Source organism: Methylobacterium planeticum, from assembly GCF_008806345.1.
Lineage (GTDB): Bacteria > Pseudomonadota > Alphaproteobacteria > Rhizobiales > Beijerinckiaceae > Methylobacterium > Methylobacterium planeticum.
The window spans coordinates 176,323-192,621 of sequence record NZ_VZZJ01000001.1 but is presented as its reverse complement, the minus strand read 5'-3'; the positions used below and the strand labels follow the sequence as shown (position 1 = coordinate 192,621).

Sequence of the window (16,299 nt, the reverse complement as noted above, 5' to 3'; positions counted from 1 at the left end):
CAAGCCCTTGGTAGATCGTGCGTTTCAGAAATCCAGATCCGCGTAATGCTCGGCCGGCGCCATGCCCGGCACCCGGTCCGCCAGGAGCGCCCGGAAGGACGGGCGCGACTTCACCCGCGCATACCAGTCGCGCGCGATCTCGTCCTCCTCCCAGGGCACGTCGCCGAGATAATCCACGCAGCTGAGATGGGCGGCGGCGGCGAGATCCGCATAGGTCAGATGGTCGCCCGCGATCCAGCGGCGGCGGGCCATCAGGTAGCCGATATATTTGAGATGGTAGCGCACGTTGATGCGCGCGGCCCGGATCGCGTTCATGTCCGGGGGGCCGCCGCCGTCGGAACTATTCATGAACCGCTTGTTGATCTTCTCGGTGACGAGGTAGCCCGTCACCTCGGCGTCGAACTTCACCAGGAACCAGTCGAGGAGGCGGCGCACCTCGACCCGGTCCGCGGTGATGTCGGGCAGCAGGCGGCGGCCGCTGAGGCCGAGGCCGCGGGTCTCGTCGAGATATTCCGCGATGATGCCGGCGCCCGGCACCGCGAGCCCGCTCTGCTCGACGAGGACCGGCGTGACGCCGGCCGGGTTGAGCAGCAGGAACGCGTCGCGCCGCTCCCAGGCCCGTTCCTCCACGAGGATCGGTTCCATGCCCATCTCGGCGAGCACGAGGCGGATGAAGCGGGATTGCGGGCAGAAGGGTGAGTGGTGAAGCGTCGCCATCGAGGCCGTGAGCGGGCGGGAGGATCAAGCGGCGGGTCGCGCCTTGCGAGAGCCCCCTGCGGGACCGAGCGCGGGATTACAGTTATTGCTCGATCGTTGCCGCCTCATTAACACGCTGGGCGCGTGTCGGTAACCGCCCGTCAACCGTGATCGGCGAACCCTGCCGCCGCGTGCGCATCCGCGCCGTGTCGTCCCTCCGCGCCCCCGGCCGCCCCGGTTGGCGTCACCCACGTGTCGAGGCAGGCTCCATGATGGATGCGATGAGCATCGCGAAGGCGGTCGTCCTCGCCGTGGTCGAGGGCGCCACCGAGTTCATCCCGGTCTCCTCCACGGGCCACCAGCTCCTCGTCGGCCACTTCATCGGCTTCCACTCGCCGAACAACACCTTCGAGGTCCTGATCCAGCTCGGCGCCATCCTGGCGATCCTGGCGGTCTATTTCCGGCGCCTGTTCGGCATCGCCTTCGCGCTGCCGAGCGACCCCAAGGCCCGCCGCTTCGTCCTCGGCATCCTGATCGCCTTCCTGCCCGCCGCGATCATCGGCGGCCTCTTCTCGAAGGTGATCAAGGCCTACCTGTTCAACCCCTGGATCGTGTGCGCGACGCTCGTGGCCGGCGGCCTCGTGCTCCTCGTCCTCGACGACACCGAGCTCGAGGTGCGCAAGACCGACGTCTACGACTTCACCCTGCCGATGGACCTCAAGATCGGCATCTTCCAGTGCCTCGCCATGATCCCCGGCGTCTCGCGCTCGGGGGCGACCATCGTGGGCGCGATGCTGATGGGCGCCGACAAGCGCTCGGCCACCGAGTTCTCCTTCTACCTCGCGATGCCCACCATGGCGGGCGCCTTCGCCAAGGACCTCCTCGACAATTACAAGAACCTCACCTCGGACGATCTCGGCCTGATCGTGATCGGCTTCGTGGTGGCGTTCATCTCGGCGCTGATCGTGGTGCGGACCGTGCTCGACTACGTCTCCCGCCACGGCTTCTGGCTGTTCGCGTGGTGGCGCATCATCGTCGGGTCCCTGGGCTTTGCAGGTTTGATCATCTTCGGCTGATCATCTTCGGCTGATCGTCCTCGGCGGATCGGCCGTGGACCCGGGCGGGCCTCTCCGCCCTCATGGCGATTGCCTCGCCTGCGGCGTCGTGCCAGGGCTTCCGCCGAGATGGGCAGGCCGCCCGGGGCCGCTCCCGGGGCATCGCCCGAGGACTGCCCGAACGAAGGCCCGCACGATGGAAGACAGACCGCTCGCCGACCTCTTCGAGCCCGCCACGCGCGAGCGCTGGCTCGGCCTCGTCGACGGCGTCCTGAAGGGCGCCGATTTCGAGAAGCGCCTCGTCTCCAGGACCGCGGACGGCATCCGGATCGAGCCGCTCTACGAGGCGGCCGAGCCCGTGGCGCAGCCGATGCGCGCCCCCGGCCCCTGGCGCATCGCCCAGCGCGTCGACCATCCGGAGGCCGCCGCCGCCAACGCCCTCGCGCTGGCCGACCTCGAGGGCGGCGCGGACGCCCTCGCCCTGGTCTTCGCCGGGGCCCCGGCGTCCCGCGGCTACGGGCTCACGGCCAGGACCGTCGAGGCGCTCGACGCGACCCTCGCGGGCGTGATGCTGCCCCTGATCGCCCTGCGCCTCGATGCCGGCGGGCAGGGCCTCGAGGCCGCCGCCCTGCTCAAGGCCCTGGTCGAGCGCCGCGGCGACAGCTTCGCCGACCTCGACATCGACCTCGGCATCGACCCGGTCGGCACGCTCGCGGCGACCGGGAGCCTCGGCGCGGTCTGGGGCGAGATCACCCCGAAGCTCTCCGCGACCCTGTCGGAGTTCGACGCCGCCGGCTTCGCGGGCCGGGCCCTTCTGGCGGACGGGCGGCCCTATCACGGGGCCGGCGCCAGCGAGGCGGCGGAACTCGCCGCCGTCCTCGCCACCGCGGTCGCGTATCTGCGCGCCCTCGAGGCCGGCGGGCACGACCTCGCCCGGGCGCGCGACGCCATCGGCATCCTGCTCGTCGCCGATTCCGACGAGTTCCTGACCATCGCGAAGTTCCGCGCCATGCGCCGGCTCTGGGCCCGGGTCGAGGCGGCCTGCGGCCTCGACCCGAAGCCGCTCCGGCTCCATGCCGAGACCGCGTGGCGGACCATGACCCGCCGCGATCCCTTCGTGAACATCCTGCGCGCCACGATGGCGGCGGGCTCGGCCGGCCTCGGGGGCGCCGATTCGGTGGTCGCCCTGCCCTACACCCAGGCCCTCGGCCTGCCCGACGCCTTCGCGCGGCGCGTCGCCCGCAACAGCCAGATCGTGCTGATCGAGGAATCGAGCCTCGCCAAGGTGGCGGACCCGGCCGCGGGTGCGGGCGGCTTCGAGAGCCTGACCGCGGAACTGACCCAGGCCGCCTGGGAGGCCTTCCAGGTCATCGAGCGCGAGGGCGGCATCGTGGCGAGCCTCAGTCTCGGCAAGCTGCAGCGGCGCATCGAGGACATGCGCGCCACCCGCGCCCGCAACGTCGCGACCCGGCGCGAAGCCCTCACGGGCGCCACCGAGTTTCCCTTCCTGGCCGAGAAGCCCGTCACCGTCCTCGACCTGGCGCCGCTCGCCGCGACGCCGCTCTCCGGCTTCGGCGCCGGCAACGCGGTGGCGAGCGACGCGCTGCCGAGCCAGCGCCTCGCCGAGCCGTTCGAGGAACTGCGCGACGCCTCCGACGCGCATCTGGCCCGCACCGGCCGGCGCCCGGGCGTGTTCCTCGCCAATCTCGGGCCGGTGCCGGCCTTCAACGCGCGGGCCGCCTTCGCGGCGAACGCGTTCGCGGCGGGCGGCATCGAGGCGCCGGGAAACGACGGCTTCGCCGACCCGAAGGCGCTGGCCGAGGCCTTCGCGGCCTCCGGCGCCGCCCTCGCCTGCCTCTGCTCGTCCGACGCGATCTACGAGGCCCAGGCGGTCGCCGCCGCCGAGGCGCTCGCAGGAGCCGGCGCCGGCACGATCTACCTCGCGGGCAAGCCGACCGACCTCGCCGAGCCCCTCAAGGCCGCGGGCGTCCACGGCTTCCTGCACGCCGGGTGCGATCTTCTGGCCCTGCTGCGGGACGCCCTCATCCGCGCCGCCAAGGTCTGAGGACGACGGGCAAGGCCTGAGGACGACGGGCAAGGCCTGAGGACGACGGGCAAGGCCCGAGGCGAGGCCGTCCGGGGATCGCTCGCCGGGGATCGCTCGCCGGGGACCGCTCGCCGGGGACCGCCCGCCGGGGACCGCCCGCCGGGGACCGCCCGCGCGACCCTGCCCCGGCCCCCCGGGGGCAACCGATCGGAAGCTCAGGAGTTTCCGGCACGACCAAGCTTCGAGATGCGGGATATCATGAGAGCAGCGATCCTGGCCGCGGCCACCCTCACCCTCGCGGCCTCCGGCCTCGATCCCGCCGAGGCTGCCCGCAGGAAGGTCCAGGTGCCGAACAGCTACGACGGCACCTGGAGCATCGAGGTCATCACCACCGACGGCCCCTGCGACCGGGCCTACCGCTACGGGGTCCTGATCCAGAAGGGCGAGGCCCGCTATCCGGGCTCCGACTTCACCATCACGGGCCGCGTCGCCACGAACGGCGCCGTGCGCGCCACCATCGCGCGGGGCTCCGACAGCGCGAACGTGGTCGGCCGCCTCGGCCGGCAGGGCTACGGCAACGGCACCTGGACGACGAATGGCGGCATCAGCTGCCGCGGCCAGTGGAACGCCGAGCGCAGGGGCTAGGCGGCCGGGTCCGGGCTCCCCCGGCCGCGGCGGAGCGCGCGGCGGTCAAGCGGCGGCTCGAGCCCGGCGCCGGCACGTCGCCACCTGTGCCCGGCCGGCGACAGGGCCGGACAAAGCGCCGATGCCCCGGTTTTGGCCGGGGTAAGCCCTGTTCCAGTCGCAATCTTCGGGAAATACTTGACCTCGTCCGGTTCCGTTCGAGGCTTCCCCGATGAAGGCCCTGTTTCTCGGCATCCTTGCCGCCGCCCTCGCCTCCACCGCCGAGGCGCGCCCCGGCGGCCCGGCCCAGCCGGCGGCGGGCACCGTCCTGACGCCCCTGCAGCAGGCTGCGACCGACTGCTTCGCCGACACCGTGATGGCGAACCCCGCCGCCATGAATCATGCCCGCGCCGGCCGCTGGTACGAGGCCGCCGGGGTCATCGGCTTCCTCTGCCGCCCCGAGGTGGACGCGATGGTGCAGGCCTACGACCGCATCCACGGTCCCGGAATGGGCACGCGCTACTTCAAGGGCGCCTACGCCAAGCATCTCGACCGCGAGCTCTCCGCCCGCCTGCAGCCGCTCCTGGAGCGCAAGGCGGTGGCGAGCGCCGAGCCGGCGCCCGAGAAGGTCTCCGACGAAGCCCCCGCCGAGCAATAGGCCCCGCAACCATCGCGGCCGCTTCGCTCTTGACCCCCGAGAGGGACGGGAGCGCGCGATGGCCTATGAACTCCATTACTGGCCGATGCTGCAGGGACGCGGCGAGTTCGTGCGCCTCGCCCTCGAGGATGCGGGCGCCGACTACGTCGACGTCGCGCGCGGGTCCGAGGCCGACGGCCAGGGGATCGGCGCGCTGACGCGCTTCCTCGAGGATCCGTCGATCCCTCGCCCCGCCTTCGCGCCCCCGGTCCTGCGGGACGGCGACACCCTGGTCGGCCAGACGGCCGCGATCCTGCTCTATCTCGGACCGCGCCTGGGCCTCGTCGGCGACGCGGAGGCCGACCGGATCTGGACGCACCAGATCCAGCTCACGATCGCGGACGTGGTGGCGGAGGCGCACGACACCCACCACCCCATCGCCGTGAGCCTCGCCTACGAGGAGCAGAAGCCGGAGGCCGCGCGCCGCGCGCAGGCCTTCCGCCGCGACCGCATCCCCGAATTCCTGGCGTGGTTCGAGCACATCCTCGACCGGAACGACGGCCGGCACCTCGTGGGCGACCGCGTGACCTACGCCGACCTCTCCCTGTTCCAGCTCGTGGACGGCCTCCTCTACGCCTTCCCGAAGGCCGCCGCGGCCGCGCTCGCCGCGAGCCCGAAGGTCGCTTCCCTGCACGGGGCCATTCCCGAGCGTCCCCGCCTCGCCGCCTACCTCGCGAGCCCGCGCCGGATCCCCTTCAACCAGCAGGGCATCTTCCGCCGCTATCCGGAACTCGACGCCTAGGGCCTTGCGGCCCGCGCGCCCTCAGGCCGCGGCGGCGGCCCTCTCGCCGCGGGCCCGGTAGGACAGGGCCTCGGCGAGATGGATGCGCCGGACCTCCGCCTCGCCGTCGAGGTCGGCCAGGGTCCGGGCGACCCGCAGAGTCCGGTGGAAGCCCCGGGCCGACAGCCGCATGCTCTCGGCGGCCTGCCGGATCAGCGCGGCGCCCTCGGCATCCGGGGCGGCCACGGCCTCGATCACCGGGGCCGGGCAGGTCGCGTTGGTGGTGGCGTCGGGCAGGCCGCGGGCGGTGTAGCGCGCCGTCTGCAACGCGCGGGCGACGCCGACGCGGAGCGCGGCCTGCGCCGAGCCCTCCGAGGGCGGCGGCAGGATCAGGTCGGCCGCCGTGACCGCCGCGACCTCGATGCGCAGGTCGATCCGGTCGAGGAGCGGCCCGGAGATGCGGGCGCCGTACTGGGCCATGCAGCGCTCGTTCGGGCCCCGCCGGCAGGCGTAGCCCGGCTCCAGGGCCTGGCCGCAGCGGCACGGGTTCATCGCGGCGACGAGCTGGAAGCGCGCCGGGTAGGTGACCCGGTGATTCGCCCGCGCGATCATCACCGAGCCGGTCTCCATCGGCTGGCGCAGGGAATCGAGGGTCTGCGGGTTGAACTCCGGCAGCTCGTCGAGGAACAGCACGCCCCCGTGCGCCAGGGAAACCTCCCCGGGCCGGGCGTTGACGCCGCCGCCGACCAGCGCCGCCATCGAGGCCGAGTGGTGCGGCTGGCGGAAGGGGCGGCGGTTCGACAGCGCCCCGTCCTTGAGCGCGCCCGCCACCGACTGGATCATCGAGACGTCGAGGAGCTCGCGCGGAGAGAGCGGCGGCAGGATCGAGGGCAGGCGCGCGGCGAGCATCGACTTGCCGGCCCCGGGCGGCCCGCTCATCAAGAGGTTGTGGCCGCCGGCCGCCGCGATCTCGAGGGCGCGCTTGGCCCCCTCCTGCCCCTTGATGTCGGCGAGGTCCGGCATCGGCCCGGCGGGCGCGGCGATGGCCGGGACGGGGCGCGCCATCACCTGGCTGCCCTTGAAGTGGTTGGCGAGCTGGATCAGCGAGCGCGGCGCGAGCACGTCCATGTCGCCCCCCGCCCAGGCGGCCTCGGGGCCGGTCGCGGCCGGGCAGATCAGCCCGAGGCCGCGGGCATGGGCGGCCATCGCGGCGGGCAGGACGCCGTTCACCGCCGTGATCGAGCCGTCGAGGGCGAGTTCCCCGAGGACGCAGTAGCCCGCGAGCGCGTCCGCCGGGAGCGCGCCGATCGCCGCCATCACCCCGAGGGCGATCGGCAGGTCGTAGTGCGAGCCCTCCTTCGGCAGGTCGGCGGGGGCGAGGTTGACGGTGATGCGCTTGGCCGGGAGTGCCAGCCCCGAGGCGATGAGCGCGCCGCGCACGCGCTCGCGCGATTCCGCCACCGCCTTGTCGGGCAGGCCGACCACGCCGAACTGCACCGAGCCCGGGATGATCTGCACCTGCACGTCGACGGCGCGCGCCTCGATTCCCTCGAAGGCGACGGTGGCGACGCGGGTGACCATGCGGGGGATCCTCGGGCGAGGCCGAAAGCGTAGGCGCCGATCGTTGCGGACACAACCACGGAACCAGCCCCTGGCTCGACGGTTCAACGGCGGCCAACACCAATGAGGAAGGACACCGCCATGCGCCTCTCCACCGCCGCCCTCGGCGTCGCCCTCGCGGCCAGCATTGCCGGCATCGGCCTTGCCGGGACCGCCCTCGCCGACGAGAAGCTCCCGGCCGAGCAGCAGACCAAGGTCGAGGCCCTGCTGAAGCAGGAAGGCTTCACCAGGTGGAAGAAGATCGAGCTCGACGACGGCATGATCGAGGTCGACGACGCGATCGACGCCAGCGGCAAGCAGTTCGACCTGAAGCTCGATCCGAAATCTCTCGCCATCGTCAAGCGCGAGGCCGAGTAGCGCCGGCGGGTCCGGGAGCGGCTTGCGTTCGGGGCGGCGCCCGGCCATATAGGCGGCGGGAGGTTGGTGAGGGACGTTTCACTCGCCAACCGGGTCAGGTCCGGAAGGAAGCAGCCCTAACGAGACCGAGCGGGTCTTTGTCAGCCTCCCACCCGTTCCCACCGCTCCCGCGGGCGCGGCCCGCCCGAGCGGACCGGGACCCCATCCCAGACCTCTCCCAAGACGCATGGACGCGACTCCCGGCACGCATGACGACGAGCCGGGCCTGCCCGGGTTCCCCGCCCCGGCGGCCGCGGCGACGCCCTATCGCGTCCTGGCCCGGAAGTACCGCCCCAAGGATTTCGACGACCTGATCGGCCAGGGCGCCATGGTGCGCACCCTGGCCAACGCCTTCGCGGCGAACCGCATCCCGCAGGCCTGGATGCTCACCGGCGTGCGCGGCGTCGGCAAGACCACCACCGCCCGCATCCTCGCCCGCGGCCTCAACTACGCCCGCGCCGGCGCGCCCGATACCGGCCCCACCATCGCGATGCCGGAGCTCGGCCTCCACTGCCAGGCGATCATGGAATCGCGGCACATGGACGTGCTGGAGATGGACGCCGCCTCGCATACGGGCATCGACGACGTCCGGGGCATCATCGACGGCATCCGCTACAGCCCGGTCTCGGCCCGCTACAAGGTCTACATCGTGGACGAGGTCCACATGCTCTCCGAGAAGGCCTTCAACGCCTTCCTGAAGACCCTTGAGGAGCCGCCGCCCCACGCCAAGTTCGTGTTCGCCACCACCGAGATCCGCAAGGTCCCGGTGACGATCCTGTCGCGCTGCCAGCGCTTCGACCTGCGCCGCGTCGAGGCGGAGACGCTCTCTGCCCACCTCGCCCGCATCTGCGCCGGCGAGGGCGTCACCGCCGAGGAGGAGGCCCTCGCGGCGATCACCCGGGCGGCCGAGGGCTCGGTGCGCGACGCGCTCTCCCTCCTCGACCAGGCCATCGCCCACGGGGCCGGCGCCGTCACCGCCCGGAGCGTGCGCGACATGCTCGGCCTCGCCGACCGCGGGCGCATCGTCGACCTGTTCGAGGCGGTGATGCGCGGCGACGTCCCGGCGGCCTTCGGGGAGCTGCGCGCCCAGTACGAGGCCGGCGCCGACCCCTCCGTGGTGATCGCGGACCTCGCGGGCTTCACCCACCTCGTCACCCGCCTGAAGCTGGTGCCCGAGGCCGCCGCCGCCGACCCGACCCTCAGCGAGGTCGAGCGCCGCCGCGGCGCGGAATTCGCCGCGAGGCTCTCGGTCCGGGTGCTCTCGCGCGCCTGGCAGATCCTGATCAAGGCGATCCCCGAGGTGCAGGCGGCCACCCGCGCCCTCGCCGCCGCCGAGATGGTGCTGGTGCGCCTCGCCTACGCGGCCGACCTGCCGACCCCCGACGAGGCCCTGCGCCAGATGAGGGCGGAGGCGCTGACCGGCGGCAGCCCGGCGCTTCCGGCCGCGCCGCAACGGCCCCTCCCGCCGGTCCAGGCGATCCCGGCGCCGGCGCCCGAGGCGCCGCCCCGCCCGAGCCTCTCGATCGCGGGCGGCACCGCCGCCCTGGCGCGGCCCGCGCCCGCCGCCGAGGCCGCGCCGCCCGTCGTTCAGGCCGTGCCCGCACTCCAGGCGGCGCCCGCGCCCCAGGCGGCGCCCGCGCGCGCCGTTCCGGAGCCCGCCGGCCCCCGCCTGGGGCGCTTCGAGGATGTCGTGGCGCTCGCCGACGCGCGGCGCGACATCGGCCTGAAGACCGCGCTGGAGCGCGACGTCCACCTCGTACGCTTCGAGGAGGGCCGCATCGAGTTCCGGCTCGCCGAGGGCGGTCGCCAGAGCATCGCCAACGACCTCGCCCGCGCCCTCGACGCCTGGACCGGCCGCCGCTGGATCGTCGCCCTCTCGAAGGAGGACGGCGCGCCGACCCTCGAGACGCGCGCCCGCGCCGTCACCGAGAGCCGCCACCAGAACGCCGCCGCGCATCCGCTGGTGCGGGAGGTCCTGTCGCGCTTCCCCGGGGCCCAGATCATCGACGTGCGCGACAAGGCCCCCGAGGGCGCCGAAGGTGCTGGCGCCGGGATCCTCGGCGAGGCCGACGCCGTCCCCCTCGAGGCCGGCGAGGACGACGAGCCGTAGCGCCGCGGGCCTCGAATCCCTAGATCAGGCCTTCGAGCATCCACCACACCAGCCGGGACCGATCCGCATGCGCGACCTCATGGGCATCATGAAGCAGGCTCAGGCCATGCAGGAGAAGATGGCCAACCTGCAGAGCGAACTCGACGGCGTCGAGGTCTCCGGCGCCTCCGGCGGCGGGGCCGTGCGGGTGACGATGACGGCCAAGGGCCTGGTCAAGGGCGTCACGATCGACCCGGGTCTGATGGTCGCCGACGAGCGCGAGATCCTCGAGGACCTCGTCGTCGCCGCCGTCAACGATGCGCGGCTGAAGGCCGAGCAGACGGCGCAGGAGCGCATGGCCGAGCTGACCAAGGGCCTGCCCCTGCCCCCCGGGATGAAGCTCCCCTTCTAGGGGGCCCGTCCGGGCAACGCTGCGCGGTATACCCGCCACGATTGTGTGGGCGTGGACGAACCGGTAGAGCTAAGCTGACCTCAAGGTAGGGTCATGGCCCGCTCGACCGACGCACCCTCCGCACCGGCGGTTTCCGGCCCGCCCCCCGCGGCGCTGGATCTGCGCAGCCTCGCGCCCCTGGTCGTCGGCTTCCTGCTGCTCCTCGCGGTCGTGGTTGGCGGCGCGGCCGTCCTGACGATGCAGCGCGTGAGCGCCGCCGAGACCCTGCGCAGCTTCGACCTGCGCAACGCCACCGCGACCCTGTTCTCCACCCTCCAGGATGCCGAGACCGGGCAGCGCGGCTACCTGCTGACCGGCGACGACGCCTACCTCAATCCATACGGCGAGGCGGCCGCGCGCCTCGAATCCAGCCTCGCGCGGGTCGAGGCCGCGATGGCGACCGACCCGCGCGTCACCGGCCTCGTGGCCGAGCTGCGCGCCGCCGCGACCGGGAAGATCGCCGAGCTCGGCCGCACCGTCGCGCTCCGGCAGGCCGGCCAGGAGGCGGCGAGCCGGGACCTGATTCGGTCGGGGCACGGCAAGGCCCTGATGGACCGGGTGCGCGATCTCGTCGACCGGCTCCAGACCGAGACCGCGCGCCTCCTCGAGATCCGCCTGCAGCGCGCCGCAGGGACCGCCCGCCTGCTGCAGATCATGATCGCGGTCGCGGTGCTGCTGGCGCTCGGGCTGGCGGCCTACGCGATCATCGACGCCCGCAACCGCACCGGGCGGCTCCTCGCCGCCCACGCGGCCCTGACGGCGAGCCACGACGCCCTCACGGCCACGATCGCGAGCCGGGACGCCCTCGAAGAGCAGCTGCGCCAATCCCAGAAGATGGAGGCGATCGGCCAGCTCACCGGCGGGCTCGCGCACGACTTCAACAACATGCTGGCGATCATCCTCGGCAACCTGAACCTGCTGAAGCGCCGGCTCGAGCGCGGCGAGACGCGGGTCGGCCACTACATCGAGCACGCCCTGACGGGGGCCGAGCGCGCCGCGACGCTGACGCACCGCCTCCTCGCCTTCGCGCGCAAGCAACCCCTCACCCCGGAGGCCGTCGACGGCAACCGCCTGGTCTCGGGCATGTCCGAATTGCTGCGGCGGACGCTCGGCGAGACCGTCCAGATGGAGACCGTCCTGGCCGGCGGGCTCTGGCCGACCCGGGCCGACGCCAACCAGCTCGAGAGCGGCCTCCTCAACCTCGCGGTCAACGCCCGGGACGCGATGCCGAACGGGGGGCGCCTCACCATCGAGACCAGCAACGCGCATCTCGACGACGCCTACGCGGCGGCCCATCTCGGGGTGCCTCCCGGCCAATACGTGATGATCGCCGTCACCGATACGGGCAGCGGCATGGCTCCGTCCGTGGTCGAGCGGGCCTTCGATCCGTTCTTCACCACGAAGCGGGTCGGCCAGGGCACGGGGCTCGGCCTCAGCCAGGTCTACGGCTTCGTGAAGCAGTCGGACGGGCACGTGAAGATCTATTCCGAGCCCGGCCACGGCACGACGGTGAAGATCTACCTGCCGCGCCTCGTCGGCGAGAAGCCGGTCCTGCCGGAGCGCCGCATTCCCAGGGACATCCCGGAGGGCGACCCCCGCGAGGTCATCCTCGTGGTCGAGGACGAGGACGACGTCCGCCGCATGGCGGTCGAGGCCCTGCGCGACCTGCGCTACACCGTGATCCACGCGAACGGCGCGACGCAGGCCCTGCGCCTCCTGGAACAGCACGGCGACATCGCGCTGCTGTTCACGGACGTCGTGATGCCGGAGATGAGCGGCAAGGCGCTCGCCGACGCGGTGCGCCGCAGCCGGCCCGGCCTGCCGGTGCTCTACACCACGGGCTACACGCGCAACGCCATCGTGCATAACGGCGTCGTGGATGCCGACGTGCAACTCCTCGGCAAGCCCTACACGCTGGAGCAGCTGGCCTGGAAGATCCGCGCGGTGCTGAGCGCGGACAAGCACGAGCGCGGCTGAGGCGGCGCGAACCTCCTCGGCCCAGCGGGCCGCTCCGGGATGCGCCGGCATGACGGAGAAAGAGGGCGAAGCCCGCGGCTCCGCCCTCCCCCGATAGGCCGACGGCCCGGAGCTTACGCCGCGATGGCCTGGGTGGTCGGCTCGGCGGCCTTCACCTCGGCGTCGACATGCGCCTCGAAGCGCTTGAAGTTCTCCTTGAACATCGCGACGAGCTTCGTCGCGGTCTCGGCGAAGGCGGCCTTGTTGTTCCAGGTCTTGACCGGCTCCAGCACGTGCTGCTCGACCCCCGGCACCGCGGTGGGGACCGCGAAGCCGAAATAGGGGTCGCGCCGGAACTCGGCCTGCGACAGCGAGCCGTCGAGGGCGGCGGCGAGGAGGCGCCGCGTCACCCGGATCGGCATGCGCCGGCCGGTGCCGACCCCGCCCCCGGTCCAGCCGGTGTTGACGAGCCAGCAATCGACCTGATGCTCGGCGATGAGGTCGCGCAGCAGGTTGCCGTAGACGCTCGGGTGGCGCGGCATGAAGGGGGCGCCGAAGCAGGTCGAGAAGGTCGCCTCCGGCCCCGTGAGGCCGCGCTCCGTGCCCGCCACCTTCGCGGTGTAGCCCGAGAGGAAGTGGTACATCGCCTCGGCGCCCGAGAGCTTGGCGATCGGCGGCATCACCCCGAAGGCGTCGCAGGTGAGCATGACGATGTTCCTCGGGTGCCCGGCGCGGCCCGTGGCGCTCGCATTCGCGATGAAGTCGAGCGGATAGGCGCAGCGGGTGTTCTCGGTGAGCGAGGCGTCGTCGAAATCCGGCACCCGGGTCTCGGGGTCGATCACCACGTTCTCCATCACCGTGCCGAAGCGCTCGGTCGTGGCGTAGATCTCAGGCTCGGCGTTGCGCGAGAGCCGAATGGTCTTGGCGTAGCAGCCGCCCTCGAAGTTGAAGATCCCGTCCGGGCTCCAGCCGTGCTCGTCGTCGCCGAGCAGCATGCGCGAGGAATCGTTCGAGAGGGTGGTCTTGCCGGTGCCCGACAGGCCGAAGAACAGCGCCGAGCCGCCCTCGGCGTCGAGCGCGGCGTTCGCCGAGCAGTGCATCGGCATCACGCCGGCCTTCGGCAGGGTGAAGTTCAGGTAGGTGAAGACCGACTTCTTCATCTCGCCCGCGTAGGCCGAGCCGCCGATCAGCACGATCCGGCGGGCGAAGTCGACCGCGATCACGGTCTTCGAGCGGCAGCCGTGCCGGGCGGGATCGGCCTGGAAGCTCGGCAGGTCGATGAGGGTCAGGTCGGGGACGTAGGCGGCGAGGTCGTCGCGCTCGGGCCGGATCAGCAGGTTGCGAATGAAGAGCGAGTGCCAGGCGAACTCGGTGAAGACCCGCGCCCTGACCCGGTGGCCCGGATCGGCGCCGCCGTAGAGGTCCTGGGCGAACAGCTCCTTGCCCTCCGCGTGGGCGAGGAAGTCCGACAGCAGGGTGTCGAACTGGTCCGGCGTGATGGCGCCGTTGTTCTCCCACCAGATCTCGTTCTCGGTGGCGGCGTCGCGCACCACGAACTTGTCCTTCGGCGAGCGGCCCGTATGGCTGCCGGTGGTGGCCACGAGGGCGCCGCCGCGGGCGAGCCGGCCCTCCCGGCGGGCGAGGGATTCCTCGTAGAGACGCGGGGCCTCGAGGTTCCAGTGAACGGCCTTCAGGTTTCGCAGGCCGATCGCGTCCGCGCCGTGGCCTGCATTGTACTGTCCGATGTTACTCACGAGCGTTGCTCCCGGCCCCTGATCGCGCCATGTCCCTCTCCCGGGCCATCGCGGACGCCGGGACCGTCGAGATGCGTCCGTGCAGTCGTTCAGGAGCGCCGCACGCTGGTTCACCGCTTCTCGTTGCACCAACTGGTTAAACGGCGAACCTTTGCGGTCAATCGGACTTACGGCTGATGTCGAGACTGGGACGCGGCTTTGTCAGGGCCCGGCCGGCCCTCGGTCCGGTCGCCGACCGATCGGCGCGCGCCGGGCGGGGAGCGGCCCTTGCGCGCACGCGCGTGCGGGTGCAATCGCAAAGACCCATATGGGGTGCAGCCGGGCCGGCCTCCCGGCGCCGCCCCGCCCTCCGCGCCCCGCGAGATGCCGCCTTGTTCGCGACGCGCGTCGCCCCTGTTTGAGACGGACACCCGATGCCCCAAGCCGTCGCCGGTCCCGAGATCGAGCGCCTGATCCAGCTCCTCGCCCGCATGCCGGGCCTCGGTCCGCGCTCCGCCCGGCGGGCGGCCCTGCAGCTGATCAAGAAGCGCGACACCCTGCTCGGGCCCCTGGCCGATGCCATGCGGGTCGCGGCCGAGCGCATCGTGGTCTGCCGGGATTGCGGCAACGTCGACACCAGCGACCCCTGCACGATCTGCCGCGACGCCGCCCGCGATCCCACCACCCTCGTGGTGGTGGAGGACGTCTCCGACCTCTGGGCCCTGGAGCGCTCGGGCGCCGTGCAGGCCCGCTACCACGTGCTCGGCGGCGTGCTCTCGCCCCTCGACGGGGTGCGGCCCGAGCACCTCAACCTCGCCTCCCTGGTCGAGCGGGCGAGCAACCCGGCCGTGACAGAGATCATCCTGGCACTGAACGCCACCGTCGACGGCCAGACCACTGCCCATTACGTCACCGAATCCCTCGGGCATCTCGGCCTGACGGTGACGAAGCTCGCCCACGGCGTACCGGTCGGCGGCGAGCTCGACTACCTCGACGAGGGCACCCTCTCGGCCGCCATCCGCAGCCGCACCGCGTTCTGATTCAGGCGGCGCAGAGCGTGCGCAGGTTGCTCTCGATCAGGTCGCGCATCAGGCCCATCACGTCGCGGTCCTGGCGGCTGTAGGTCTTCTCGCGCGCGTCGAGGACGCAGAGGGTTCCGAACAGGGTGCCGTCCGGCCAGCGGATCGGGTAGCCGAGATCGGTCAGGAGCCCGTGCTCCAGGAGGCAGGGATTCGTGTCCCAGGGGAGCGCGTCCGCCCGCGCGTTCGGCACGCGCAGCGCCCGGCCCTCGCGCAGGACCGCCTCGCAAGACAGGCCCGAGCCTTCGAGCAGGCTGCGCCAGCCGACCGCGTGCTGATTGCGGGGGTCGTCGTTCACGACGCAGACCTCGATCTCGGGGCCCGGCCGCCGCATGATCAGCCCGACCGGGACCTTGAGCCGGACCGCCACCGCGTTGACGATGTACCGCCAGCTCTCCAGCACCTCGTCGGACACTTCCGGGTACGGGGCCCTCCCGTCGGCCGTGGGCTGTCCCGGCGCGCGGCGCCGCTCCCCCGTCGCCGGTCACCTCCCATCCGTCGCGAGGCCGGCCGCGGGCAAGTCCTTGCGGCTCATTTGACCGCTCCGGTGGCGCATCCTATCTGCAGACACCCGCGGGGTTCGCCCGTGGCCGATCCCGCCGAGCCGATTGCGTCATGAGCGTTCGTCCCCTCGTCATCCTGCCCGATTCCCGCCTGCGCCTGATCTCGGAGCCGGTCGGTCCCATCACGGACGAGATCCGCAAGCTCGCCGCGGACATGCTCGAGACCATGTACGACGCGCCCGGCGTCGGGCTCGCGGCGATCCAGATCGGTGTTCCCCGCCGAGTCGTGACCATCGATACGTCGAAAGACGAAAATGCGCGCGAGCCGCGGGTGTTCCTGGATCCGGAAATCGTCTGGTCCTCCGAAGAGAAGCGCGTCTACGACGAGGGCTGTCTCTCGATTCCCGAATATTACGCCGAGGTGGAGCGCCCCGACCGGGTGCGGGTCCGGTACCGGGATCTCACGGGCGCAACACACGAGATCGACGCGGACGGTCTGCTCTCGACCTGTATTCAGCACGAGATCGACCATCTCGACGGAGTTCTGTTCATCGACCACCTGTCGAAGCTCAAGCGAGATCGGGTGAACAAGAAATTCGTCAAGGCTGCCAAGCGCGGCGAGGCCGCCTGAG

15 protein-coding genes and 1 other RNA gene are annotated in these 16,299 nt (G+C 72.2%); 12 read left to right on the top strand and 4 right to left on the bottom strand.

Features of this window, described 5'->3' with window-relative positions; genetic code table 11:
- Window positions 1-24: 24 nt before the first annotated feature.
- Complete coding sequence (locus F6X51_RS00910; protein WP_150961062.1) at window positions 25-717, bottom strand: glutathione S-transferase family protein; 693 nt, start codon at window positions 715-717, stop codon at window positions 25-27.
- A gap of 251 nt (window positions 718-968) precedes the next feature.
- Here F6X51_RS00910 and F6X51_RS00905 point away from each other — a divergent pair, with 251 nt between their 5' ends.
- From F6X51_RS00905 to F6X51_RS00885, 5 genes are all read left to right on the top strand, one after another.
- Window positions 969-1,772: an undecaprenyl-diphosphate phosphatase gene (locus F6X51_RS00905; protein ID WP_150961446.1), complete on the top strand. Its 804-nt coding sequence runs from the start codon at window positions 969-971 to the stop codon at window positions 1,770-1,772.
- Window positions 1,773-1,947: 175 nt separating this feature from the next.
- On the top strand, window positions 1,948-3,816 hold the full coding sequence (locus F6X51_RS00900) for a methylmalonyl-CoA mutase family protein (protein WP_150961060.1): 1,869 nt from the start codon (window positions 1,948-1,950) through the stop codon (window positions 3,814-3,816).
- Between the two features lie 240 nt (window positions 3,817-4,056).
- A complete protein-coding gene (locus tag F6X51_RS00895) occupies window positions 4,057-4,443 on the top strand; it encodes a hypothetical protein (RefSeq protein ID WP_150961058.1) in 387 nt (128 codons plus the stop codon).
- A gap of 211 nt (window positions 4,444-4,654) precedes the next feature.
- Entirely contained in the window at window positions 4,655-5,080 is a 426-nt protein-coding gene (locus tag F6X51_RS00890) for a hypothetical protein (RefSeq protein ID WP_150961057.1), read from the top strand.
- Window positions 5,081-5,138: 58 nt separating this feature from the next.
- The gene (locus F6X51_RS00885) at window positions 5,139-5,861 is read left to right on the top strand and encodes a glutathione S-transferase (protein ID WP_150961054.1); all 723 of its coding nucleotides are present in this window, start codon (window positions 5,139-5,141) and stop codon (window positions 5,859-5,861) included.
- A gap of 21 nt (window positions 5,862-5,882) precedes the next feature.
- Here the strand turns inward: F6X51_RS00885 and F6X51_RS00880 are convergent, their stop codons facing one another.
- Window positions 5,883-7,421, bottom strand: coding sequence for a YifB family Mg chelatase-like AAA ATPase (locus tag F6X51_RS00880; protein WP_150961052.1), 1,539 nt, complete (start codon window positions 7,419-7,421; stop codon window positions 5,883-5,885).
- A gap of 120 nt (window positions 7,422-7,541) precedes the next feature.
- On the opposite strand from F6X51_RS00880, the gene F6X51_RS00875 reads away from it, so the two are divergent.
- The 5 genes from F6X51_RS00875 to F6X51_RS00855 all read left to right on the top strand — a co-directional run bounded on the left by F6X51_RS00875 (window position 7,542) and on the right by F6X51_RS00855 (window position 12,373).
- Window positions 7,542-7,817, top strand: coding sequence for a PepSY domain-containing protein (locus tag F6X51_RS00875; RefSeq protein ID WP_150961049.1), 276 nt, complete (start codon window positions 7,542-7,544; stop codon window positions 7,815-7,817).
- 57 nt (window positions 7,818-7,874) lie between these two features.
- An RNA gene (gene ffs / locus F6X51_RS00870) (signal recognition particle sRNA small type) lies at window positions 7,875-7,970 on the top strand.
- A gap of 73 nt (window positions 7,971-8,043) precedes the next feature.
- Window positions 8,044-9,966, top strand: a complete 1,923-nt coding sequence (locus F6X51_RS00865) for a DNA polymerase III subunit gamma/tau (protein WP_150961047.1) — start codon at window positions 8,044-8,046, stop codon at window positions 9,964-9,966.
- A gap of 67 nt (window positions 9,967-10,033) precedes the next feature.
- On the top strand, window positions 10,034-10,357 hold the full coding sequence (locus tag F6X51_RS00860) for a YbaB/EbfC family nucleoid-associated protein (protein WP_150961045.1): 324 nt from the start codon (window positions 10,034-10,036) through the stop codon (window positions 10,355-10,357).
- A 93-nt stretch (window positions 10,358-10,450) separates the two neighbouring features.
- Window positions 10,451-12,373: a CHASE3 domain-containing protein gene (locus F6X51_RS00855; protein ID WP_150961042.1), complete on the top strand. Its 1,923-nt coding sequence runs from the start codon at window positions 10,451-10,453 to the stop codon at window positions 12,371-12,373.
- A 113-nt stretch (window positions 12,374-12,486) separates the two neighbouring features.
- Here the strand turns inward: F6X51_RS00855 and F6X51_RS00850 are convergent, their stop codons facing one another.
- The gene (locus tag F6X51_RS00850; RefSeq protein WP_150961040.1) at window positions 12,487-14,106 is read right to left on the bottom strand and encodes a phosphoenolpyruvate carboxykinase; all 1,620 of its coding nucleotides are present in this window, start codon (window positions 14,104-14,106) and stop codon (window positions 12,487-12,489) included.
- Between the two features lie 413 nt (window positions 14,107-14,519).
- Between F6X51_RS00850 and recR the strand changes: the two genes are divergently transcribed.
- Complete coding sequence (gene recR / locus F6X51_RS00845; protein WP_150961038.1) at window positions 14,520-15,125, top strand: recombination mediator RecR; 606 nt, start codon at window positions 14,520-14,522, stop codon at window positions 15,123-15,125.
- 1 nt (window position 15,126) lies between these two features.
- Here the strand turns inward: recR and F6X51_RS00840 are convergent, their stop codons facing one another.
- On the bottom strand, window positions 15,127-15,567 hold the full coding sequence (locus F6X51_RS00840; RefSeq protein WP_150961036.1) for a GAF domain-containing protein: 441 nt from the start codon (window positions 15,565-15,567) through the stop codon (window positions 15,127-15,129).
- Between the two features lie 212 nt (window positions 15,568-15,779).
- Here F6X51_RS00840 and def point away from each other — a divergent pair, with 212 nt between their 5' ends.
- Window positions 15,780-16,298 carry a peptide deformylase gene (def, locus tag F6X51_RS00835; protein ID WP_150961034.1) on the top strand — a complete coding sequence of 173 codons (519 nt, stop codon included), beginning with the start codon at window positions 15,780-15,782 and terminating at the stop codon, window positions 16,296-16,298.
- Window position 16,299: the final 1 nt, after the last annotated feature.

Coding starts and splice junctions, on each gene's coding strand:
- F6X51_RS00910 (WP_150961062.1), bottom strand. CDS start 717: ATGGCGACGCTTCACCACTCACCCTTCTGCCCGCAATCCCGCTTCATC.
- F6X51_RS00865 (WP_150961047.1), top strand. CDS start 8,044: ATGGACGCGACTCCCGGCACGCATGACGACGAGCCGGGCCTGCCCGGG.
- F6X51_RS00890 (WP_150961057.1), top strand. CDS start 4,655: ATGAAGGCCCTGTTTCTCGGCATCCTTGCCGCCGCCCTCGCCTCCACC.
- F6X51_RS00860 (WP_150961045.1), top strand. CDS start 10,034: ATGCGCGACCTCATGGGCATCATGAAGCAGGCTCAGGCCATGCAGGAG.
- F6X51_RS00900 (WP_150961060.1), top strand. CDS start 1,948: ATGGAAGACAGACCGCTCGCCGACCTCTTCGAGCCCGCCACGCGCGAG.
- def (WP_150961034.1), top strand. CDS start 15,780: ATGAGCGTTCGTCCCCTCGTCATCCTGCCCGATTCCCGCCTGCGCCTG.
- F6X51_RS00855 (WP_150961042.1), top strand. CDS start 10,451: ATGGCCCGCTCGACCGACGCACCCTCCGCACCGGCGGTTTCCGGCCCG.
- F6X51_RS00905 (WP_150961446.1), top strand. CDS start 969: ATGGATGCGATGAGCATCGCGAAGGCGGTCGTCCTCGCCGTGGTCGAG.
- F6X51_RS00885 (WP_150961054.1), top strand. CDS start 5,139: ATGGCCTATGAACTCCATTACTGGCCGATGCTGCAGGGACGCGGCGAG.
- F6X51_RS00875 (WP_150961049.1), top strand. CDS start 7,542: ATGCGCCTCTCCACCGCCGCCCTCGGCGTCGCCCTCGCGGCCAGCATT.
- F6X51_RS00880 (WP_150961052.1), bottom strand. CDS start 7,421: ATGGTCACCCGCGTCGCCACCGTCGCCTTCGAGGGAATCGAGGCGCGC.
- F6X51_RS00895 (WP_150961058.1), top strand. CDS start 4,057: ATGAGAGCAGCGATCCTGGCCGCGGCCACCCTCACCCTCGCGGCCTCC.
- recR (WP_150961038.1), top strand. CDS start 14,520: ATGCCCCAAGCCGTCGCCGGTCCCGAGATCGAGCGCCTGATCCAGCTC.